The sequence below is a fragment of the Bacillota bacterium genome, from assembly GCA_012837335.1.
Classification (GTDB): Bacteria; Bacillota; Limnochordia; order Darwinibacteriales; family DTU012; genus DTU012.
Genome location: DURM01000023.1, coordinates 79821 through 102018 on the forward strand (window position 1 = coordinate 79821; position 22198 = coordinate 102018).

The 22198-nt window shown below is 46.1% G+C and carries 21 protein-coding genes and 1 other RNA gene; 2 read left to right on the plus strand and 20 right to left on the minus strand.

The features are described from left to right. Positions 1-42 precede the first annotated feature (42 nt). Both spoIIR and sigG read right to left on the minus strand, forming a co-directional pair. The gene (gene spoIIR / locus GX019_03615; protein ID HHT36247.1) at positions 43-729 is read right to left on the minus strand and encodes a stage II sporulation protein R; all 687 of its coding nucleotides are present in this window, start codon (positions 727-729) and stop codon (positions 43-45) included. Positions 730-742: 13 nt separating this feature from the next. Beyond that, positions 743-1519, minus strand: a complete 777-nt coding sequence (gene sigG / locus GX019_03620; protein HHT36248.1) for an RNA polymerase sporulation sigma factor SigG — start codon at positions 1517-1519, stop codon at positions 743-745. A gap of 165 nt (positions 1520-1684) precedes the next feature. Here sigG and GX019_03625 point away from each other — a divergent pair, with 165 nt between their 5' ends. Both GX019_03625 and sigE read left to right on the plus strand, forming a co-directional pair. Next, positions 1685-2662, plus strand: coding sequence for a sigma-E processing peptidase SpoIIGA (locus tag GX019_03625; protein ID HHT36249.1), 978 nt, complete (start codon positions 1685-1687; stop codon positions 2660-2662). Then, positions 2634-3356 (plus strand): RNA polymerase sporulation sigma factor SigE, encoded by a 723-nt coding sequence (gene sigE / locus GX019_03630; GenBank protein HHT36250.1) that lies wholly within the window; start codon positions 2634-2636, stop codon positions 3354-3356. Before GX019_03625 ends, sigE begins: the two co-directional genes overlap by 29 nt. A gap of 22 nt (positions 3357-3378) precedes the next feature. On the opposite strand, the gene ftsZ is transcribed toward sigE, so the two are convergent. From ftsZ to GX019_03720, 18 genes are all read right to left on the minus strand, one after another. After that, entirely contained in the window at positions 3379-4425 is a 1047-nt protein-coding gene (gene ftsZ / locus GX019_03635) for a cell division protein FtsZ (GenBank protein HHT36251.1), read from the minus strand. A gap of 100 nt (positions 4426-4525) precedes the next feature. Further along, entirely contained in the window at positions 4526-5188 is a 663-nt protein-coding gene (locus tag GX019_03640) for an FtsQ-type POTRA domain-containing protein (GenBank protein HHT36252.1), read from the minus strand. A 68-nt stretch (positions 5189-5256) separates the two neighbouring features. After that, the gene (murA, locus tag GX019_03645; GenBank protein ID HHT36253.1) at positions 5257-6522 is read right to left on the minus strand and encodes a UDP-N-acetylglucosamine 1-carboxyvinyltransferase; all 1266 of its coding nucleotides are present in this window, start codon (positions 6520-6522) and stop codon (positions 5257-5259) included. A gap of 84 nt (positions 6523-6606) precedes the next feature. Next, complete coding sequence (ftsW, locus tag GX019_03650) at positions 6607-7707, minus strand: putative lipid II flippase FtsW (GenBank protein HHT36254.1); 1101 nt, start codon at positions 7705-7707, stop codon at positions 6607-6609. A gap of 35 nt (positions 7708-7742) precedes the next feature. Beyond that, positions 7743-8717 (minus strand): phospho-N-acetylmuramoyl-pentapeptide-transferase, encoded by a 975-nt coding sequence (locus GX019_03655; protein HHT36255.1) that lies wholly within the window; start codon positions 8715-8717, stop codon positions 7743-7745. 5 nt (positions 8718-8722) lie between these two features. Then, positions 8723-10078 (minus strand): UDP-N-acetylmuramoyl-tripeptide--D-alanyl-D-alanine ligase, encoded by a 1356-nt coding sequence (locus GX019_03660; protein ID HHT36256.1) that lies wholly within the window; start codon positions 10076-10078, stop codon positions 8723-8725. 4 nt (positions 10079-10082) lie between these two features. Further along, positions 10083-11561: a UDP-N-acetylmuramoyl-L-alanyl-D-glutamate--2,6-diaminopimelate ligase gene (locus GX019_03665; protein ID HHT36257.1), complete on the minus strand. Its 1479-nt coding sequence runs from the start codon at positions 11559-11561 to the stop codon at positions 10083-10085. 40 nt (positions 11562-11601) lie between these two features. Further along, positions 11602-13614, minus strand: coding sequence for a PASTA domain-containing protein (locus tag GX019_03670; protein ID HHT36258.1), 2013 nt, complete (start codon positions 13612-13614; stop codon positions 11602-11604). Between the two features lie 61 nt (positions 13615-13675). Beyond that, the gene (locus GX019_03675; GenBank protein HHT36259.1) at positions 13676-14167 is read right to left on the minus strand and encodes a hypothetical protein; all 492 of its coding nucleotides are present in this window, start codon (positions 14165-14167) and stop codon (positions 13676-13678) included. A 13-nt stretch (positions 14168-14180) separates the two neighbouring features. Then, positions 14181-15116 (minus strand): 16S rRNA (cytosine(1402)-N(4))-methyltransferase RsmH, encoded by a 936-nt coding sequence (gene rsmH, locus GX019_03680; GenBank protein ID HHT36260.1) that lies wholly within the window; start codon positions 15114-15116, stop codon positions 14181-14183. Between the two features lie 24 nt (positions 15117-15140). Next, on the minus strand, positions 15141-15572 hold the full coding sequence (gene mraZ, locus GX019_03685) for a division/cell wall cluster transcriptional repressor MraZ (GenBank protein HHT36261.1): 432 nt from the start codon (positions 15570-15572) through the stop codon (positions 15141-15143). A 159-nt stretch (positions 15573-15731) separates the two neighbouring features. Next, positions 15732-16065, minus strand: an RNA gene (rnpB, locus tag GX019_03690) — RNase P RNA component class A. A 55-nt stretch (positions 16066-16120) separates the two neighbouring features. Further along, complete coding sequence (locus tag GX019_03695) at positions 16121-16306, minus strand: hypothetical protein (GenBank protein HHT36262.1); 186 nt, start codon at positions 16304-16306, stop codon at positions 16121-16123. A gap of 25 nt (positions 16307-16331) precedes the next feature. Continuing rightward, a complete protein-coding gene (locus tag GX019_03700) occupies positions 16332-17108 on the minus strand; it encodes a Nif3-like dinuclear metal center hexameric protein (protein HHT36263.1) in 777 nt (258 codons plus the stop codon). 109 nt (positions 17109-17217) lie between these two features. Further along, positions 17218-17760: a hydrolase gene (locus tag GX019_03705; GenBank protein ID HHT36264.1), complete on the minus strand. Its 543-nt coding sequence runs from the start codon at positions 17758-17760 to the stop codon at positions 17218-17220. 12 nt (positions 17761-17772) lie between these two features. Beyond that, positions 17773-19554 carry an ABC transporter ATP-binding protein gene (locus GX019_03710; GenBank protein HHT36265.1) on the minus strand — a complete coding sequence of 594 codons (1782 nt, stop codon included), beginning with the start codon at positions 19552-19554 and terminating at the stop codon, positions 17773-17775. Then, the gene (locus GX019_03715; protein ID HHT36266.1) at positions 19555-21318 is read right to left on the minus strand and encodes an ABC transporter ATP-binding protein; all 1764 of its coding nucleotides are present in this window, start codon (positions 21316-21318) and stop codon (positions 19555-19557) included. Continuing rightward, a partial coding sequence (locus GX019_03720; GenBank protein HHT36267.1) for a LacI family transcriptional regulator occupies positions 21296-22198 on the minus strand: 903 nt, incomplete at its 5' end. The genes GX019_03715 and GX019_03720, both read right to left, overlap by 23 nt.

Here is a 22198-nt window from a genome sequence, read left to right on the forward strand (position 1 = left end):
TGGACACTTTAAAACTGAATCGAGATAAGTATTTTTGTTGATTTACTTAGATTTGAGCAGCGGCAGAGCCCAATAGTTCGCTGTATCCAAACTGGCAACCCACCACTCTTCTAGGCGGCGAACTGCTCGGGAATGTCTGAGCCGCTCCCAAAACATTGAACGAACTTCAATGCCACCTTCATTAAGATGAGGGGCAGGAGCAATTACAGAATCAGCCGACTGATCTGAGGCGGACTCAACAAAACAGAGAGGCGGAAACAGCACACACCACCAGTTGTCACCGCGTCCTTCACCAATAATTATCCTTAAAGCCTGATACTCACCCGCTGGCAGAAACAGCAATCCATACTGTCTGTCCGGAAACGGGAATTGATCATACTCCATCCGAATATCATAATTGTAACCTGCTTCAGCAACAGCAGCTGCGGCAGTATCATGGATTAGGTCCCAATTATCCGCAATTAATTGTTCTGCCTGTTCTTTCTCCGCCACACCAGCAAACAGATCGTTCGCTGCTGCTAATACTGCATCCCTCACTTTCAGCTTCAAGTCCTGGTCATGGGGACTATTGCTGTGAGCTAAAACATGCAGGCGGACAAGATTTTTGTTTGTGTAGGCGTAAACTTGGCCAGGTTGAGTAATGATAGCACCGAGATAATATCCAATTATTGCTAGGACAACAATAAGAAAAGCGACCACTACTCGAGTTTGAATCTGCTCTTTCAGCATATCCTTACCTCCATTAAGAAGTTGCTAAAAACCGTCTCAGGTGTTTTAAGGCTGCTTTTTCTAATCGGGAGACCTGAGCTTGAGAAATCCCGATTTCCTCCGCTACTTCCATCTGCGTGCGCCCGTCATAAAATCGCATAGTCAAGATCAGCTTTTCCCGTTCATTTAACCGCTGCATCCCTTCTTTAATTGATACTCCTTCCAGCCAATTGCCATCGAGATTTTTTTCATCACGGATTTGATCCATAACAAAGATCGGATCACCACCATCGTGGTAAATCGGTTCAAATAAGGAGATGGGTTCTTGAATTGCATCCAGCGCAAAAACTATATCTTCTCTGGGTATCTGCAGTTCTTCAGCTATTTGACTTATTGTTGGTTCTTTTGCATATTTATTAGCTAAAGAATCTCTTACCTGAAGCGCTTTATAAGCGATATCCCGCAGAGAGCGGCTGACCCTGATCGGGTTGTTATCTCGCAGATATCGTCTGATCTCACCAATGATCATAGGCACAGCATATGTTGAGAACTTAACATTTTGACTGAGATCGAAGTTATCAATAGCCTTCATCAAGCCGATACATCCCACTTGAAACAAATCATCCACATACTCACCGCGGTTATTAAAGCGCTGGATTACACTTAAGACCAGCCTTAAGTTGCCCTGAACCATTTCTTCGCGGGCCTGCTGGTCGCCATCTTTTATTTTGGCAAGGAGTTCACGCATTTTCTTATTAGAGAGAACAGGCAGTTTAGATGTATTTACACCGCAGATCTCAACCTTGTTCATAAGATCCTCCCCTGATTATTTGACACTCACAAGAAAAGTATTGCCAGGAATTGAACGTTCTATTCCGGAATTCCAATGTTTATGAAATATATTAGGACAAAGGAGGAAATTGCCAATTTAACCACAAATATTCCCCTATAGAAATTGAGCGAGAGGAGGGAGCCGATGCCGGGATACATTATTTATATAGACGCACTGATTTTGCGGTTGTTTTCCAATTTTTTGTTTGAGTTCATCCTCTTATGGGCAGCTGCAGAAGTGACCCGGTCACCGACTACACGCCCGAGACTGGCTCTTGGTGCGCTGATCGGAACTCTGCATTATCTGCTGTTCATGCTGTCAAGCTATAGTCTGATTCCCTTTTATGGACTGCTGAGGTTCTTTCCCACACTTGTCCTAATATCCTTATTGATGATCGTGGTATGCTTCTATCCTCGCACAAAAGGCAGGAAACTATTCCGAGTCCTAGCTTACTTTTACGGTATTGGTTTTATCAGTGCCGGAGCCGGTATGGCAGCGGCCTATTTGCTCGGTTCTGCAGCTGAACCTCAGTTCACAGCCGGAGTTTTAGTCTCAATTGCGGTTATCTTAATAGCTGCTGAGCTTGGATGGGGAGTAATCCAAAAGCGGATTTACCACCATGTATATCAACTGCCGATCAAAATCGTTTTCAATGAAAGAAGTGTTGAATTAACCGCCCTGATCGATACTGGAAACCAATTAAAAGAGCCCCTCACCAAACAACCGGTAATCGTTGTAGAGCAAAATGCCTTGATGCCCTTATTTGATGAAGAAACAGCCCAGTTAATTGCTGATTTATCTTCAGGTAATCTCAGTGCAATCGATCACGCCGAACCCGATGTTGCAGTACGCTTACGAATCATTCCCTTCAATGCCATCGGTGTAAAAAATGGGGTGTTAGTAGGATTTCGCCCTGATCGGATAGAGATCACAAACAGCAGCGAACAGTGTGATACATCAGGTATTATCGCTGTCTACCAGCACACATTAGATCCTGACGGAGAATATCAAGCGCTGCTGCCGCCGGAACTTTTGGATAGTCCAGTTCCCGCCGCAGCGTCACCAATAACATTTCAGGGAGGAGAACCGACTCATGCAGCTCAGTCAGAACGTGAGGCTTAAGTTGAGATTACTGCTGATTAAACTGCTCACCATCCTGCGGATTACTCCTCCGGTACACTATGTGGGCAGCAGCGAGGTCCTTCCGCCCCCCTTAACCGCGGATGAAGAATCGGAACTTTTAAACAGACTGCGGGCAGGAGATCTTACAGTAAAATCTCCATTGATTGAGCACAACCTCCGGCTGGTAGTCTACATTGCCCGCAAGTTTGAAAACACCGGAATCTTTATTGAAGACTTAGTTTCAATCGGGACTATTGGCCTGATCAAAGCAGTTAACACTTTTGATCCCGATAAAAACATAAAGCTTGCCACTTATGCATCGCGCTGCATCGAGAATGAAATCCTAATGTATCTGCGGCGCACAAGCAAAATTAGAGCAGAAGTGTCTTTCGACGAACCCTTAAACACGGACTGGGACGGAAACGAACTGGTACTTGCTGATGTAGTGGGAAGCGAAAGCGATGTGATCAAATATATTGAAGAAGAAGTGGATAAGGCCCTGTTAAAACAGGCCCTAGAACGGTTAAGCGGGCGGGAGAGGAAAATAATGGAGCTGAGATTCGGTTTAAATAATGGCATAGAAAAAACCCAGCGAGAAGTAGCAGATCTGCTGGGCATATCACAATCATATATCTCCCGCTTGGAAAAGAAAATCCTGAAAAAGCTCCAGCGGGAGATTCAAAGATTGAATTAAAAAAAGAGGCTTCGCCTCTTTTTTATTTCTTTCTTAAAAACGCTGGAATATCCAAATCCTCACTAGTAAACGGACGGATGTCAAGCTCACTTTCCTCCCCAGGTAGGGTTCTTTCGGCAGCATCAAACCCAGTAGCAATTACAGTAACAATAATCTCGTCCTGGAGATCTTCATTGATCACTGCTCCGAAAATGATATTTGCATCAGGATCGGCTGTATCAGCGACAATTCCCGCGGCTTCGTTGACTTCAAGTAAACCTAGGTTGGAGCTTCCACTCAAACTCAATAAGATGCCTTTTGCACCCTTAATTGATGCTTCCAGCAGCGGGCTGGAGATAGCCTGTTTAGCTGCTTGGATAGCTCTATCATCACCGGAAGCTTGTCCAATGCCCATTAAGGCAGAACCCGCATTTGTCATGATTGCCCTCACGTCAGCAAAGTCAAGGTTAATAAGTCCCGGAACTGTGATCAAATCAGATATTCCCTGCACACCTTGACGCAGGACATCATCAGCAATTTTAAAGGCTTCCAGCATGGTGGTTCTTTTTTCGGCTACCTGCAGCAGGCGGTCATTGGGAATTGTAATCAGCGTATCAACTTTGGCTTTCAAAAGCTCAATTCCCTTTTCTGCCTGAGCTTGGCGTCTGCGTCCCTCAAACGCAAAAGGTTTAGTAACTACACCCACTGTGAGGGCTGAGCATTCTTTAGCAATTTCAGCCACAACCGGTGCCGCACCGGTACCGGTGCCACCACCCATCCCGGCAGTGATAAACACCATGTCGGCACCTTCCAGCACAGCGCGGATTTCTTCCTTGCTTTCCTCTGCCGAACGCTGACCGACCTCCGGATTTGAACCTGCGCCTAGACCTTTAGTCAGCTTAGCACCAATTTGGATCTTATCGTTGGCTTCTGACAGCATCAATGCTTGAGCATCAGTATTTAAAGCAATAAAATGTACACCCTGCAGACCCGCATGAATCATTCGGTTAACAGCATTGCTGCCGCCTCCACCCACACCGACAACTTTTATGTTGGCGAACTGACCACCCTCAAGATCAAACTCAAACATAAGATCCCCCTTCTCTGGTCCACAAATGTAAAACAAACATTAATCCATATACTGCAAAATCCTCATTTGTTAGTTCCACATAATCAACAGTATTTCCTTTTTATTCAATAATCACTGGACTGTTGGCAACACGCAGGTCAATGCGCTTAGGAACTGCACTGCGTTTAGCCAACTCTTGTAATATCAAGTCTAAAGCTGCCAGTTTGCGGTCTAAATCCCGCAGATTGCCAAGGAGAATTTGAGTACCGGCTCTAGTAATCAACGTCTGCTCCAGAGAATTCCACTCAGATACATTCTCATACAATCCTGTCGGCAGCTGAGCTAACAGCCTGGCTATGGAAATGAACTGCTCACCAGCATCCAAATCAATATTCGTGACCAATGGCAGCGATCCGAAGTTAAATCCCCGCGGAGGAGGCAGGACTACTCCCTCGTCATCTAAAACAAACCAACTATCACTGCCTGCAACCAAAGCCACAGGTTTGCGTTCTGTCACCTTCACACTGAGATGGTTTGGCCACTTCCAGGCTACAGCCGCGTCTTTTATCCATATATGGCCTCGGATTTGCTCAGCCAATTCTCCTTTATCGATCCGAAAGACATTTCGGCCGGCATAGCTTGTCTCGGCAAGCAGATCACTTGGAGCTAAAAAAGTAAGGCCGCTCCATTCTAGTTCATCCAAACTGAAATAACTGGAATTAAGAAATGCATAAGCGCATAAAACAAGGATTATGATTACAATTGATATAATTCTACGCTGCACCTTGCTCATCCTCCCCTGCCCAAAAAAATAGGACGGACCTTGTGGTAAGGGTAACTGACTAACTACAGTCAGTTACCCTCTTCAGTAATTAGTTCAATTTTTGCACCGACTCCCTGCAGCTTTTCAACTAGTTTTTCGTATCCCCGCATGATATGCTCCACACCGGACACTTTAGTTATCCCATGGGCGGCCAAACCAGCAATAACAAGGGCCGCTCCAGCCCGGAGATCTACTGCGCGCACCGAAGCACCGGTCAGCTGTTTTACCCCTCGCACAATCGCAGAATTTGTATCAAGCTGAATATTGGCGCCCATTCGCCTTAATTCCTCTACATGCCCAAAGCGGCGGGAGTAAACCGTTTCCTTAATCACACTACTCCCTTCTGCTAAAGTGACTAAACTCATAAACTGCGGCTGCAGATCGGTGGCAAACCCGGGATAAGGCAGGGTAATGATATTAGCCGGCTGGATTGTTCTACCTGATTCAAGTGTTATTTTATTTAATCCAATCGAGAGCCGCGCGTTAGTTTCAACCAATTTGCTCAATAAAGCCTGAATGTGCTGGGGAATAACATTTTCCAAAGTAATGCTGCCCCGAGTAACTGCTGCTGCTAATAAATAAGTCCCAGCTTCGATCCGATCTGGAATCACTGTATACTCAGTACTGCCTAAATGGTCAGCATCGATGCCTTCCACCACTATTACACTGGTACCGGCCCCATATACTTTAGCTCCCATTTGATTAAGAAAGTTTTGGATATCAACTATCTCCGGTTCCCGCGCTGCATTGTAGATAATGGTTTTTCCTTTAGCCAATGATGCTGCCATCATTAAGTTTTCGGTAGCGCCGACGCTGGGGAAATCGAGGGAAATCTCCTGTCCAGTCAAGCGCAAACAGCGGGCAGTAATATAACCGTGCCGCTCTTCAATCACCGCTCCTAGGCGCTCAAGATTTCTTAAATGCAGATCTATCGGTCGATCGCCAATAGCACAGCCACCGGGCTTAGCAATTTTTACCCAGCCTAAACGGGCTAATAAAGGGCCCATAACCTGAATCGAAGCCCGCATCTCCTGCACCAAATCGGTCGGCGGTTCGCCGGATATCTCATCTACTTCTAAGGTAAGAATCGAATCGGCAAGTTCAGCCTTAACCCCTAAAGCGGTCAGCACACCAATCATGGTATACACGTCTTTAATTGCAGGAACATCGTGAATCACAAATTTACCCCTACCCAGCAGCGCTGCCGCCATCAATTTCAGCACAGCGTTTTTAGCGCCGCTGATCCGGATGGTGCCTGACAGTGGATAACCACCCTCGATCAATAACTTTTGCATCCTATCACCTCTGCTCCATGCTCCTTCAGCACTGTTCATAGTATGCAGGAGCTAGGTTTTGGTGAAAGGATGCAGAAAATAAATTCATGAACTAAGCTGCCGGGAAATGTTCAGCAGTACCCCCACACTCGCCAGACTAATGATCAGCGACGAACCGCCATAGCTGATGAAGGGAAGGGTGATTCCCGTTACCGGAAGTACTCCAGTCACCACTCCGATATTTAAAAGAGCTTGAAAAGCAATCGTTGAGGTAAGGCCTATAGCCAAAAGGCTCCCATACAAATCCGGAGCGTTAAGCGCAATTCTCAGTCCGCGCCAGGCTACCAAGAAGAACAGCAGCAGGACCAGAGCTCCGCCGATAAAACCTAATTCCTCACAGAGAATCGGGAAAATAAAGTCAGTATGATGCTCAGGAAGATACGAAAATTTTTGCCTGCTGTTGCCCAAACCTAACCCGAACAAACCTCCGGAACCAATCGCTGTTAAAGATTGGATGATATTCCAACCTGTACCGGTCGGATCAGCCCATGGATCCAAAAAAGCCAGCAGGCGTTTCGCCCGATAAGGCTCATATTTGATCAGATAATAAAAGGCTGGTACGGATAAGCATCCCAAAACAGCCATCTGTCCAAGATGAGCACCACCTGCAAACAAAATAATAACGATGGTAAAGACCATAGTCATAGCGGTTCCGAAATCGGGCTCCATCATGATTAATCCAAATTGAATCCCCAGAATTACCAGCAGAGGCAGCAGACCGGATAAGAATTTCCTCAGCTTGCTGCGCTTGTTCGAAATATACAGTGCAGTGTAATTAACCATGGCCAATTTAGCGACTTCAGATGGCTGCAGGTTAAAGAAGCCCAAACTGATCCAGCGGGTTGATCCGCCGATATCATCGCCAATAAATAAGACTAAAACCAACAAAGCTATGGCGATAATCAACCCGGGTAGGGCTAAATATTGATAAATATGATAATCAATCTTTGCAGCTGCGTACATACTAATCAATCCAAGTACTGCCCAGACCAACTGGCGCTTCACGTAGTGGTACGGATCGCGAAAATCGTTTATTCCCATTACTGATGATGCGCTGAAGACCATTACCAATCCAATACTTAAAAGTGCAATCACAGCTGTAAAGACAATTAAATCAATACTTCCTTCTTTCGTAAAAAATGCCATCCGGTTTCGCCCCCCTTCCCTAAATCTATATTCGGTTAGAGGACTGCTAACAACCCCAATAGTGCGAAAAAGAGACCAACCAACCAAAATCTGGTGACAATCTTAGGCTCCTCCCATCCCAGCAGTTCAAAATGATGGTGGATTGGTGCCATTTTGAAGAAGCGTTTGCCTTTAGTTAACCGGAAATAAACAACCTGAATAATGTCTGACAACGCTTCAATCACAAAAATCCCACCAATGATAACCAAATGAAGAGGTGTGCCGGTTAAAACTGCAAGAACAGCTACTGCTCCCCCCAGAGCCAGTGAACCGGTATCACCCATAAATACCGCCGCAGGATGGGCGTTAAACCAGGCAAAACCGAGACACGCTCCGGTTACAGCGCCTGCAAACAGAGCCAGCTCGGGATTTCCCAAAAGATAGGCAACAGCGCCATACGCAGCCGCGGCAATCGCAACTGTACCTGAGGCTAATCCATCTAATCCGTCAGTCAGGTTTACTGCATTAGTAGTTCCAACCATAACTCCCAGTACCAAAATCGCATAAACTATTTTCGGGAGACTAATCACGATGTCTGTAAAAGGAATCAAAATGTCAGTGCCGATATCCGGTCTGGAAATCGCATACAACGCCACTAAAAAACCAATAAAAAACTGCCCGAACAGCTTCTGCCGCGCTTTGAGTCCAAGCGATCGGCGCGTTAAAATTATGATTAGATCATCCAAAAAACCAATAACGCCGTAAGCGAGCGTAGCGAATAATGCAAAGTACACTTGATTATTACCCCTGTTAAAGAACAGAACGGCGATGGTGACACCGATTAGGATCATTACTCCGCCCATCGTTGGGGTACCGGCTTTCTGAAGATGTCGTTTAGGACCATCTGACCGCACATTTTGGCCGAATTTCAGATCATGTAAAAATTTGATAGTCATCGGGCCCATCAAAATTACGACAGCAAATGCTATCAAAGCCCCGAGAAACGGTAAATAAATCGCAACATTTTCCATCAAACTTACCTCACTTTTAATACTTCTGCTGCCCGCTCCAGCTGAACCGAGCGCGATGCTTTAATTAATACCAAATCTTGGGGATTAATCAGGCCCTCGAGTTCAGAAAGCAGTTCTTCAACTGAATGATATATTTTCAATTGCGAAGGCGATGCCCCGGCAGATTCTGCACCTTTCTGCATATAATCTGCAAACCTGCCGACAAAGATTAGAAAGTCGCAGACTTGAGCAGCATACCGGCCTACTTCCTGATGCGCACTTTCGGATATTGATCCCAGCTCATACATGTCTCCAAGGACAGCCACTTTTCTGCCGCTGGAAGCCATCAGATCAAGCGTTTCGAGAGCTGACCGCACCGATGCGGGACTGGCGTTGTAAGCGTCATTTAAGATCGTGATCCCGCTTTTTCCCTCTTCCTTCTCAAACCGCATTCCGGTCAACTCTACGTGTTTCAAAGCGGATGCTGCCTCTGATACGGGTATTCCAAACTGCAAACCCACGCCCACAGCGGCAAGGCTGTTTAAAACATTGTGAACGCCCCGAACCGGCAGCGAAACAGATACACGGATATCATTCCAGAGCAGATCATAGCTAGCGCAGCCATCTTGATCAACCCGGATGTTTTCAGCCCGCAGCTGATTAGCGGCATTTTTCCCAAAAAACAACACCCGACCTGCTTTAGATGCGTGGTTGCGGACCCGATGGTCATCACCGTTAAGAACCGCCGTACCGCCCGGCCTAAGCCCTTCGAGAAGCTCAGCTTTAGCTTGAGCAATATTGTCTAAACTTCCCAAAAGCTCCATGTGCACTGGATTAACATTCGTAATCACTGCTACCTGAGGTGGAGCAATCTCTGTTAAATGCAGAATTTCACCCAGTCCACGCATACCCATCTCCAGAACAACAATCTCATGGTGCGGTTCAATCGCCAAGATAGTCAAGGGCACTCCAATTTCGTTGTTGTAATTTCCTTGGGTTTTCCAGACCGAATATTTGGCTTCCAAAACTGCTGCAGTAAAATCCTTGGTTGTCGTCTTGCCGTTGCTCCCGGTTACAGCCACAACAGGGATGTCAATCTGTTTCAGCTGATACTGCGCTAGTTTCTGGAGAGCTGTAAGGGGATCATCGACTTCAATTGTCCGTTCACCGCGACCATAACCCCGCCTTACCACCGCGTATCCACCAGCTTTTAGAACATCATCTACAAAATCATGACCATCAACATTTGATCCGGGCAGGGCAAAAAACAAACACTCCGCTTCCGCATCACGGCTGTCAATAATAACCTTTGAGATTAGATTTTGATCACTGCGCCGCTGACCCAAAAGATCGGCAGCTTGTTTAAAAGTGAGTGGATACATGATCTTACAGCTCCTTTAGAATCCTTAACGCCTCGGCTCGATCATCAAAATCAATTGTGTGATCCGCAAACTCTTGATATGTTTCATGGCCTTTACCGGCGATTATAATTGTATCACCTTTTACCGCCATTCTAATCGCTTTTTCAATGGCTCTGCCCCGATCAACTTCAATGGTGTAATCAAAGTTTGGTGTTTTATCCTTCTCAGCAATGATCCCTTGCTCAATCTCGGAGCAGATCCGCTCCGGATCTTCACTCCGGGGGTTATCTGACGTTAAAATCACATAATCGCTGTGCCTTGCTGCAGCCTGCCCCATCAGAGGTCTCTTAGCCCGGTCCCGATCTCCACCGGCGCCGAATACCGCGAGAATCCGGTTTTCCGTAAAGCTGCGTGCTGTCTTGAGTACATTGGTCAAACTATCCGGCGTATGAGCATAATCAACTATTACGGTAAAATCTTGGCCCGCATCAACCAGTTCAAATCTGCCGGGAACTCCCCGGACTTTCTCTAGGCCGATTTTGATCTGCTCCAAGCTGACCCCTTCTGCCAAACATGCCGCAGCAGCTGCCATCGTATTGTAGACATTAAAACGACCAGTTAGATTCATGTTTAAGTCCGTGCATCCAAACGGAGTGACCAACTGGTACTTCATTCCATCACCGAAGATCTCCAGATCGCAGGCGCGAATCTGAGCCGGCTGCTCGATCCCATAGCTGAATACCTGCGCAGAACTCTGCGCAGCCATTTTCAAGCCATAAGAATCATCGTAATTTATCACTGCCAGTTTCTTGGATTTGGTTCCAGCTGCAGCCAGATTGACAAAAAGTTTGGCCTTCGCTTGAAAATAATGCGTAAAATCATGATGAAAGTCAAGATGATCCTGAGTTAAATTGGTAAAAACAGCCGTATCAAATTCTAGTCCGGCAGTGCGGTTTAATTCGAGCGCGTGAGAGGACACTTCCATCACTACATACTCTACCTGTTCAGCTACCATTCTTGCTAAAAGAGACTGGAGATCCAAAGACTCGGGTGTGGTGCGAACTGCAGGAATCACAGTTTGATCAATCAGGGTTTGAATGGTCCCGATTAATCCCACTTTAAAACCTGCCTGCTCCAGTATGGCTTTAATTAAATATGTAGTAGTTGTTTTGCCGTTAGTGCCAGTGACGCCGATTACTCTTAGTTTTCGTGAAGGATGCTGAAAAAAAGCGGCTGACATTTCAGCCATCGCCACCCGCGTATCCGCTACTACGACTTGAGTAATGTCGGAGTCCAGAACTTGGATAGTATCAACCACCACTGCAGCTGCTCCATTAGCAGCTGCCTGCTCAATGTATTTATGCCCATCGGTTTTGAAACCGCGAATTGCAAAAAACACATCTCCCGGCTGTACACGGCGCGAATCATAGCTTAATCCCGTTACCCGGCAGTCTCCGCCAATTATTTCGCACTCCAGTCCTGCTGCTAATTGTGAAATGCGCATGATGATCCCCCTACCGACTAATATACCTATTATTCCCATTCTATGGCTGAAATTTAACTTCAATGACGGTTCCCACCGGAACCCTGGCTCCCGGTTCCGGCATCTGGGATGATGCTATACCGCTGCCCGACGCGCGAAACTGCAACCCTAAGTCATTCAGTATTGTCGAAACATCCCGCATGCTCTTTCCGGTCAAACTGGGAACCTCTACCAAGACCGCCTCTGAACCCGAATAAAAAACTAAATTAACTGCTGTATGCGGCAGTACTCGACTGCCGGGACTTGGGATTTGATCCCTGACTATCGTTCCCTCATTAACATAGTTCGCGGTCAGTCTGTGTTCTTTTAGGATCTTCTCAGCTTCAGCGATGGGATAATTGCGCACATTCGGCACAACTGCCATTCCGTCAGCAGCAACCTTAGTCTGCTTGCGGGGAATGCCGAGATAGTCAAGAACTTGCTCAGCGACAGATTGAAAAACTGGCGCAGCAATCACGCCACCATAGCGAATTTCAATCTGCGGCCGGTACAAGACTACCAATACAGCTATTTCCGGGTCCTCAGCAGGACCAAATCCGATGAATGACGCCACCCGGTCTTCACCATAGCCGCCTTGAGTAGGCACTTCCGCAGTGCCGGTCTTACCGGCAATTTCAATTCCGACCACTCTAGCTCGACTTCCAGAGCCATTATTAACCGCAGAAACCAAGTATTCAGTTAATGTTTCAGCCGTTTCAGGCTTAATGGCCTGACTGAGCACCTGCGGCTCGGTTGTCTTCAGAATTTTCCCATTTTCATCGCGAATCTGAGCAACATAATATGGACGCATCACCGTGCCATTGTTGGCAACAGCACAGGCTGCCATCAGCATCTGCAGCGGTGTTACCGCAATTCCTTGGCCAAAACCTATGTTTGCCCATTGGAGTGTCTCGCCGTGGGCGATTTGCCCCGGTTTAGGCACAATTCCCACAGCCTCTCCTGGAAAGTCAATTCCAGATTTTTTGCCAAAGCCAAAATTTGCTAAATACGGATAAAAACGCTCGGGCCCCATCTCAACAGACAGCTGGGCAAAGGCGATATTGTCCGATTTTTCAACAGCCTCTAAGAAATTTATACGTCCATGCCCATAGATATTAGAACTGCGAACACTGCCGCCGCCGACCGACCATGAAGGTCCGCTGTAGAATTCGCGCTCTGCGTTGGCAATTCCTAGATCAATAGCTGCTGCTGCAGTAAAGATTTTAAATGTGGATCCTGGCTCGTAGAGATCGGTAAGCGCAATATTGCGGCGATAGGTTGTAGGGTAACTTTGATAGTTGTTGGGATCAAAGGTAGGATAAACTGCGTTGGCGAGGATTTCACCGGTTTTCGGTCTCATGATCAAGATAACACCGGCTTCACTTTCCGAAGCAGTGACCGCTGACTTTAGCTCCTTTTCAGCTATGTACTGAATTACTGAATCCAGCGTCAAAACTAAATCATGCCCATTAACCGGTGGAATCAAGTTTTCATAGCCACCTGGTATGCGGCGCTGCACTGCATCTTTTTCGACCTGCATCGTACCCGGAGTGCCGCTCAAATATTCATCATAATGGTATTCAAGGCCCTCCAAGCCTTGATTATCAATCCCGGCAATACCCAGCACATGCGCTGCGAGGCTGCCCTGGGGATAAAAACGCTGCGGTCGCGTGATCAAACGAATGCCGGGAATGTTGAGTTCACGAATTTTTGCCGCTGCTTCATAACTGAGCTTACGAGTCAACCAAAAATTTGTCTGGCTTTCCTCCTGCTCCAAAAAGCGGGCTTCGATTTCATCAGCGCTCAGATCCACATACAACGCCAGCTGCTCAGCAGCCTGGCGGTGATCACGACTGCTGCTGGGAATTACATGAATTGAATAAGCATCAACGCTTCTGGCTAAAAGTTCATAATTGCGGTCATAAATGTTGCCTCGCTGCGGATCAATTGTCGCTGGCTGGAGCCGCTGTGCTTTTGCAAAATTTGTATAGCGAGCTTTGCTCCACAGCTGCAGATATATCAAACGTCCGATCAAAACGGATACAAAAAAAGCAAAAAAGATAAATAGCCCTGCATATCTTCGGTAGATTCTCTTTTTATTGCCCAATTCTTCCAGCTTCAACTCCTCCTACCGGCAGCAGTCGATTCATCCAGTTGGCAACCACAGTAAACAAGTTCTGTGTCTCTGAAGCCGGCGCATCAATCCAACCCGCAGCTTCTGGCTCGCTGTGAGGCTGCTGATTCATAACCAGCATTTCAGTTCCAACCGGATCGATCATCCCCAATTCCTGCCTTGCCATTATTTCAATTGTAGAAAGGCGGGTGGTTTCTTTCAGCGTTAATAAAAGGTGGTCGTTTTCTTGTTTTAGATCTGCAAGCTGCGTCTCCAGCTGTCCAATCTTCACATTCATCTGCATGGTTATTACCTGCTGATTAATATAAAACAAGCCACCGCCAACAAACAGCATTGCTGTCAGGCAGATCAAGACTGGGATCGGAACTCTTTTTTTGCGGCGTTTTTTAGAGGTAGGCCGAATTTCTTCGACACTCTCCACTTCATAGTATTCCAGCTTCAAAGCGGGTTCCATGGTCAAATCCTCCTTAAGGTAAACGCTCACATACACGCAGTTTAGCACTGCGTGCCCTTGGATTTGCTGCAAGTTCTTCTTGCCCGGCTGCGATCGGCTTGCGGGTAATGATTTTTACCAGCGGTTCCTTACCGCAGGTGCAGATCGGCAGACCGGGTGGACAAATACAGGGATTTTCAAACTCCCGAAACGCATTCTTTACTAGTCGATCCTCTAACGAGTGAAATGTAATCACGCAGAGCCGTCCCTGCGGCTTCAAATGATTTACTGCTTTTTCTATTGCTTCGCTGAGCGCTCCCAGCTCATCGTTAACTGCTATCCGCAGAGCTTGAAAAGTGCGTTTGGCAGGATGAGGTCCTTCTAGCCTTGCTTTCTTGGGAATTGCTGCTTTAATTACCGACACCAGTTCACCGGTGGTGTCGATAGGCTTTTCGCGGCGGTGCTCCACAATAAACTCAGCAATGCGGTTTGCCCAGCGCTCCTCTCCATAATCACGAATTATTCGCGTTAGTTCCTGCTTTGTCAGGCTGTTAACCAAATCATGAGCTGATATCTGGGCCATTGGATCCATCCGCATATCCAAACGGGCATCATGCTGGTAGCTGAATCCGCGATCTTTTTGATCTAATTGAGGTGAAGATACTCCAATATCCATTAGAATTCCGTCTACATGGAGATGGTCTACTGATGCCAAGACACGATCTAAATTGCGAAAATTATCGCGAACGTATTTTACTCGGGAACCATACGGAGCCAGTCTTGCTTGAGCAGCTGCCAATGCATTCGGATCCTGATCAATACCGATAACTGTAACATCGGGCTGAGAATCGAGAACAGCCTGAGTGTGGCCTCCGCCTCCTAAAGTGCAGTCAACATAGATGCCATTGGGCTTGAGGTTAAGCCCTGCGATCACTTCGTTCAGTAAAACCGGTTGATGTACAAAATCCATCTCAATCATCCTTAGTATTAATAGCTAGATTCCGAGCTCAACAATATTCTCCGCGATCTCCTCATAAGCTTCCTCAGCTTCCTGCATATATTGTTCCCAACGTCCGCGGCTCCATATCTCAATCCGGTTGGACACTCCGATCACAACCACATCTTTATCTACATCAGCGTAATCCCTCAAATTTTGCGGGATGGTAATTCGTCCCTGCTTATCCAAATCACATTCTGTAGCTCCCGAAAAGAAAAACCGGACAAATTGGCGGGCAGTAGCTTTAGTGAGGGGAAGCGATTTTAATTTTTCCTCCAAGATTTTCCACTCCGATTGGGGAAATAGAAATAGACAATTATCCAAGCCCCGTGTCATCACCGCGTTTTCGCCCAAATCTTCACGGAACTTGGCTGGAATAATCAATCTTCCCTTGTTGTCCACCGAGTGTTGATATTCGCCCATAAACATGAGCCGAACCCCTCTCCGGAAATTTCCCCCACTTTCTCCCACTATTTACCACTCGATGACATTATTCGGTGTCAAATTGGTTATTCCTTCCTCAAAACGAAAAAAACGATAAAAAAACTCTGACTTTTGTCAGAGTTTCCAATCGAATTATGAAATTGCCTGCTAAGTGAATCGGTAAGCCGAGTTCTGTCGCGGATGATCATCTATCTAGGACATTAGTTGCCTAATGCCTCAAGCAGCCAACCCGGGAGTCAGATGGAACGGGCAGCTCCTTCTCCCCTATTTGGCCTTGCTCCGGATGGGGTTTACCTAGCCAATTAGTCACCTAATTGCTGGTGAGCCCTTACCTCACCTTTTCACCCTTACCTTTTATAGGCGGTATGTTTCTGTGGCACTTTCCTTAGGGTCGCCCCCACTGGGTGTTACCCAGCATCCTGCCCTATGGAGCTCGGACTTTCCTCGGGATTACTCCCGCGATCATCTGATTCACTTAACGGCATAGAAAAGTATACCACAAAATATGTCTCAGTGCAACTAGCTGGGGTGATTTAACTGCGTGTAGCTCCCAGTAAATCTTTGTAAGTGTCTGCATCCATACCGATATCAACCTTGCGGGTAACAATGTCAGACCCTTTTTCGCGGGCACAATCCACGCACCTTTTAGTCTGGGGTAAAGCTTTTAGTCTTTCCGCCGGGATGGTCTTGCCGCAGATCACACATTTCCGTGGAGCCATAATCTCTCACCACCTTGGTTGGGAATCAAAATAGAAACGGGTTATCGCCAGCTGATTCCTCAACTATTTCAATATCCAGCTTCGACCTTAAATACTGCGCTGTTTTTGAGATCATTATTTTCTCTGTCGCATAGTGACCGCCATCTATCACTGCGAAACCCATTGCTTTTGCGTCAAGAGCAGTATGGTACTTCACATCGCCAGTAATCAATACATCTGCCTGCTGTTCAACAGCTTTCTGCACTAAATCGCTTCCGGAACCGCCGCAGACAGCAATCTTACTGCACTGTACCAAAGGGTCGCCAGCATACCTCACCTGGGTATCCCAAAGCTTATTAAGCTGATCTGCTAATTCTGCCAGCGTAACCGGTTCAATATATCCGATTCGACCGATACCCACACCTTCGTCTGTTTCAACGTCTAAAACTTGATGGTCTTTAAGGCTCAGCGATTCTGCAAGCCAATAATTCAACCCAAATGGAGCCCGGTCTAAATTAGTGTGGCAGGCATAAACCACGATATTATTGATCAATAATCTCTGCAGAATCTTCCCGCACGGAGAATCAGTTTGAATTGAACGCAATGGCTGAAAAATCAAAGGGTGGTGAGAAATAATTAAATCAACATTTGATTTAACTGCGCTGTCGACAACAGCTTCTGTTACCGTCAGCGTAACCAGTATTTTTTTTACTGGCTGCAGTGGAGACCCCACCTGCAGTCCGGAATTATCCCATTCGTAAGCATACTTAAGGGGTGCTAACTCTTCTATTACTGCAAAACATGTTTCAGCTTTAATTATCATCGAATCACCTATTCCAGCCATCCCAGATCTTATTCGCCAAGATCTGTATTTGTGAGAAATTCGAATAATTATCTACTTAACTGTTCGACCTTCACAACCTGTATTCCTGCTATTTTACGATTTTACTGATAGCCTTAAACTGGTCACCTTCACCGCGGCGCAGCAGTTCAAATAAAACCATCTCCGTGCCAGTGATCCCGACTCCCATCTGTGCTAGTCTAAATAAAGCCAGTTTACGGTTGTCCGCACTACGGGAAGAAACCGCATCAGCTGCAATCTCCACATCATATCCTCTGCTCCTAAGTCCTAATGCAGTTTGGTAGACACAGATATGAGACTCCACTCCGCAGAGAATCACCTGTTTGCGTTTTGTTTTTTCCAGCGCATTCATAAATTTTGGTTCATCGGTACAGCTGAACGTAATTTTTTCAACTACTTTAGTTTCCGGATTTAACAGGTCCGTTAACTCTGGAATTGTTGGGCCTAAGCCTTTGGGGTACTGTTCGGTTACAATTAAGGGGATGCCTAATACCTGCATCCCCTTAATTAACCGTTTCAGATTTTGGATTAGGCGCTCCGCATCATCCATCACATTCATCAGTTTTGTTTGGGCATCAACCAGCACCAAGACTGAGTTGTTCCGCTCTAACACAGCCTCACCCTCCTAAACGGCATTAAGATATTCATACTGCACTGTATAAAGCTGGTAGTAGAGTCCTTTCTTGGCCAGCAGTTCATCATGGGTTCCAACTTCCGCAATTTCTCCCTTATCAATGACCATGATCCGATCCGCATTGCGAATTGTTGAAAGTCGATGGGCGATTACAAATGACGTCCTGCCATCCAAAAGTTTGTCGATCGCTCTCTGCAGCAGGATCTCAGTGTGGGTATCGACACTGGATGTTGCTTCGTCAAGAATTAGGATCTGCGGATCTGACAGAAGTACTCGAGCAAAGCAAATCAGCTGCCGCTGTCCGATGGACAGCCGCGTTCCACCCTCATTAACAGATGTGTAATAGCCATTTTCCATCTCCACGATAAAATCATGGGCGTGGACAGCTTTGGCAACTTCAATGACTTCTTCTTCGGTGGCATCAAGCTTGCCATAGCGGATATTATCCATTACTGTACCGGAGAAGATAAACGGATCTTGAAGCATCACACCGACTTTTTCCCGCAGAGAATCCAGTTCAACATGCTTAATATCTTGACCATCGATCAGCACTTGTCCTTCGATTGGATCGTAAAATCTAGCTAGCAGATTGATAATCGTTGTTTTACCTGAACCGGTTTCGCCAACTAAAGCTATGGTTTCCCCGGGCTTCGCAGTAAAATTGATTTTTTTAAGAACCGGTTTTTCTGGCTCATAGTGAAAGGACACATCCCGGAATTCAACACTGCCTTCAATCTTATCTAATCTGCGTTCTGACAAACTGACAATCTGCGGTTGTTGGTCAAGCAGTTCAAAGATTCGCTCTGATGATGCTGAAGCAACTAAGAGTTGGTTGTAGAAGTTGCTGAGCATCTGCACCGGCCGCCAAAACTTCGTCAGATAGAGAGAAAACGAAAGAATAACTCCCGGTGTAACGCCATCAATCCTTAAGAGCTTGGATCCGTACCAATAAACAATCATCGTGCCGATTATAGAAACCAAGTTTACCGCCGGTCCAAAAGCAGCGTTTAGACGGATTGCATCCATCCACGACTTGAATACATCACCGATGGCGATGTGAAAAACGCGATTGTTCTCTTCTTGCCGCACAAAGGCTTGAATTACCTTCATTCCCATCAGGTTCTCATTTAAATATGCGTTGAGATTCGATACTTTTCTCCGCATTTCCCGCCACCGTCTCCTAATCTCATTGCGCGTTAAGATCAGCAGGGTCATAAACAGCGGCGCTGAGGCAAGAGTTACTAAAGCCAATTTCGGATGAATAACAAACATGGCAATCGCAATTACAATCAGAACTGAGATCTCCGAAATAACATTAACAAATCCGTTCGTGAACAGATGGTTGAGCGTGTTCACGTCGTTGACGATCCGTACCATGATTCTTCCTGCTGAGTTATTGTCAAAGAAGTTGAGCGATAAGTTCTGCACATGATTGAACAAGTCGCGGCGCAGGTCAAAAAGCACGTTCTGTCCGGTGCGGTTAGCATACTTGATCTTCAACCGAGTGAAAATATAACTGAACACAACGGCTGCTCCATACAGCAAGGTCACTGCCACCAGCATACTGATTCTGCGGTTGGGAATGTAATCGTCAATTGAAATCTGAACAATATATGGACTGAAACTATCAATGATAGTAGCACCAAACATTAGAGCAATTGTGAGCCACAACTGCTTGCGGTACGGTTTAAGGTACTGCAGCAGTCGTTTCAGCTGCCCTACATCTAGGTCCTTTACAACAGCTTCTTCTGATCTATAACTGCTTCTAGCCACCTACTCCATCCCTCCCGATACTAATTTCAGGCTGCCTGCCCCATCCTTGTATTCGCGGTACTGCTCGATAAATGTCTGATAATATTTACCGCGCAGTTCGAGCAGTTCATCATGAGTACCCTGCTCTACAATCCTACCTTCATCAAGAACAATAATCTGATCCGCATCCTTTACCGATGAGATCCGGTGAGCAACTATCAGAGTTGTGCGGTTATCCATCAGCTGTTTTAACGTCTGTTGGATCTCATGCTCGGTTTCCATATCCACACTAGAAGTTGCGTCATCAAGGATTAAGATTTTGGGATTGGCTAAGATAGCTCTAGCAATCGCTATGCGCTGTCTCTGTCCTCCCGATAGACCGATACCCCGCTCGCCAATCACCGTATCATAGCCTTCTGGCATATCAAGAATAAAATTGTGCGCATCTGCGATCTTAGCTGCCTGTTCAACTTGCTCATCGGTGGCATCAGGTACTGCAAACGCGATGTTGTTAGCTATCGTATCGGAAAAGAGCAGTGTTTCTTGAAAAACTATGCCGATGTTTTTCCTAAGCTCGTTGTAGTCATAATCCTTAACATTGATTCCATCAACCAAAACTTCACCGCCGGTAACGTCATAAAATCTGGCAATCAGATTGATGATAGTGGATTTACCCGAACCTGTGCTGCCCATAATGGCGGTGGTGGTGCCGGGTTCCATTTTGAAGTTGATATTCTTAAGAACAGGCTGCTCGCCGTAGGAAAAATCCACGTTTCTGAATTCCACTTCCCCTCTGCAGGATGGCATGGGAAGAGCATCCGGCTTGTTAGTGAGAACAATCTCCTCATCCATCAGCTCAAAGACTTTTTCCAGCGAGGCTTTAGCATTTTCCCACAAGTTTACCAAGTGGGACGCCTCTTGAATTGGTCCTGCGAGCATGACCACATAAGTATTGAAAGCAAAGAGTGTACCAATAGTGATCTGACCCTGCATCACCAGATAACCACCGAGCAGAAGAATAATAACTGTGCTGAAGCCTTCAATTAATCTCCGCACAGGAATATAAACGGAGCGGATATCAGCAGCTGCGATATTGTTCTGATTCCACTCAGAAGAGATCTCATTGAATCTGTCTTTCTCATAGTCTTCGCGCCCAAACGCTTTCACAACTCTGATCCCCGTTAAGTTTTCCTGAACAGAAGATGATAAGTTCTCAAATGATTCTCTTACCTGCCGGTAAGCGGGACGCAGCTGCTTAGACATTGCCCGCATCGCAAAATATGTGACTGGGACAATCAAAACTAAGGCCAACGTCAGGGAAGGACTAAAAGAAATCATCATTACCAAAGTAGATACAATGCGGAATAAACCTTCAAACAGGCTGACATATCCACTATTTAGAAGTTGGCGCACCGACTGTAAATCCCCAACTAAGCGGTTCATTAAAGTGCCTGTTCGCACAGTGTCATAATAAGAAAAAGACTGCTGCTGCAGCTTGCGGTATAGATCACTGCGAAAATCATAGAGAACCCTTTGGCTGGTATGTTCAAAAATATAGGTGCGAGAATACTCTGTTGCGATTCTAATCACGGTCAGCCCAAATAAGGTCAGAATCAATTTGCCCATAAGGTCAAACTCTCCGCCGAGCAAAACGCGGTCCACGATATCTTTGGTGATGACCGGAATATTCAATGCCGCGATAACAGCTGCGATACATAGAATCGAACCTAATAGGTTCAACTTAAGGTACTTGCGTGAATATTTAATTAGTCGTTTCAGGTCCACCCTGCTCTGCCTCCTCGTTGTTTATACTACGAACCGATTCACGTTCGATCAGCTCTACTTCTACATAAATTGTTCGTCCGATTTCGCTTGTACCGTTAATTTGGTCCAAAAGCGTGGTGACAGCAATTTCGCATACTTCAGGGATATTGGTCTCGAAAGTAGTAAGTGCGGGAATGGATATACTGGACATCTCTGAGTTACCACTGCCAATTACGGAAGTATCTTTAGGCACATGAATCTCGTTTTGATGAAGAATCTTGATCAGCCTGAGGGCAGAGCGGTCAGACTGGCAGATAAACGCGGTTGGCAGGTTATTGCCGTCAATCAGTTCTTTTACCTGCTCTTCAAAATCTACTCGGCTGTTGAGCACATGCTGCGGGTTCAAGTTCAGATCATGCTCAGCCAAGGCTCTAGTAATCCCAAAATACCGCAGCTCGCGGCTGTACGATGGTTCAGATCCGATAAAACCGATTTTGGTATGCCCCTTACTGATTAAGTACGCCGCTGCCATATATCCGATTCGGCTGAAATTGTAGTAAATATAGCTGCATTTTAACGTATCGTAACCGCCATTAATCATTACCATATTTGGTACAGCATCCAGCACCTTTTCAGCATATTGATCTTCGAATTTACCCAAAAGGATAACCCCATCGAAGCGCTTGCCGCGGGACAGATTTTGGGGAAGGGTCAAGCTCTGCTGTTTTTCTGAATCGACAAATTCAATCGTTAATTCCGAGCAGTGCTTTGCAGCATTAGCCTCTATTCCTTCTACCAAATGGCTGAAATTGCTGTGGTCAGCGACATAGCGGCGGCGAATCAAAAATAAAATGCTGGTTTTAGCGTTAGGTTTGCAGCGCTTATAACCCAATTCTTTCGC

Excerpts from the sequence above, each read along its gene's own strand:
- spoIIR (HHT36247.1), bottom strand. The coding sequence starts at position 729 with ATGCTGAAAGAGCAGATTCAAACTCGAGTAGTGGTCGCTTTTCTTATT.
- sigG (HHT36248.1), bottom strand. The coding sequence starts at position 1,519 with ATGAACAAGGTTGAGATCTGCGGTGTAAATACATCTAAACTGCCTGTT.
- GX019_03625 (HHT36249.1), top strand. The coding sequence starts at position 1,685 with ATGCCGGGATACATTATTTATATAGACGCACTGATTTTGCGGTTGTTT.
- sigE (HHT36250.1), top strand. The coding sequence starts at position 2,634 with ATGCAGCTCAGTCAGAACGTGAGGCTTAAGTTGAGATTACTGCTGATT.
- ftsZ (HHT36251.1), bottom strand. The coding sequence starts at position 4,425 with ATGTTTGAGTTTGATCTTGAGGGTGGTCAGTTCGCCAACATAAAAGTT.
- murA (HHT36253.1), bottom strand. The coding sequence starts at position 6,522 with ATGCAAAAGTTATTGATCGAGGGTGGTTATCCACTGTCAGGCACCATC.
- ftsW (HHT36254.1), bottom strand. The coding sequence starts at position 7,707 with ATGGCATTTTTTACGAAAGAAGGAAGTATTGATTTAATTGTCTTTACA.
- GX019_03655 (HHT36255.1), bottom strand. The coding sequence starts at position 8,717 with ATGGAAAATGTTGCGATTTATTTACCGTTTCTCGGGGCTTTGATAGCA.
- GX019_03660 (HHT36256.1), bottom strand. The coding sequence starts at position 10,078 with ATGTATCCACTCACTTTTAAACAAGCTGCCGATCTTTTGGGTCAGCGG.
- GX019_03665 (HHT36257.1), bottom strand. The coding sequence starts at position 11,561 with ATGCGCATTTCACAATTAGCAGCAGGACTGGAGTGCGAAATAATTGGC.
- GX019_03675 (HHT36259.1), bottom strand. The coding sequence starts at position 14,167 with ATGGAACCCGCTTTGAAGCTGGAATACTATGAAGTGGAGAGTGTCGAA.
- rsmH (HHT36260.1), bottom strand. The coding sequence starts at position 15,116 with ATGGATTTTGTACATCAACCGGTTTTACTGAACGAAGTGATCGCAGGG.
- mraZ (HHT36261.1), bottom strand. The coding sequence starts at position 15,572 with ATGTTTATGGGCGAATATCAACACTCGGTGGACAACAAGGGAAGATTG.
- GX019_03695 (HHT36262.1), bottom strand. The coding sequence starts at position 16,306 with ATGGCTCCACGGAAATGTGTGATCTGCGGCAAGACCATCCCGGCGGAA.
- GX019_03700 (HHT36263.1), bottom strand. The coding sequence starts at position 17,108 with ATGATAATTAAAGCTGAAACATGTTTTGCAGTAATAGAAGAGTTAGCA.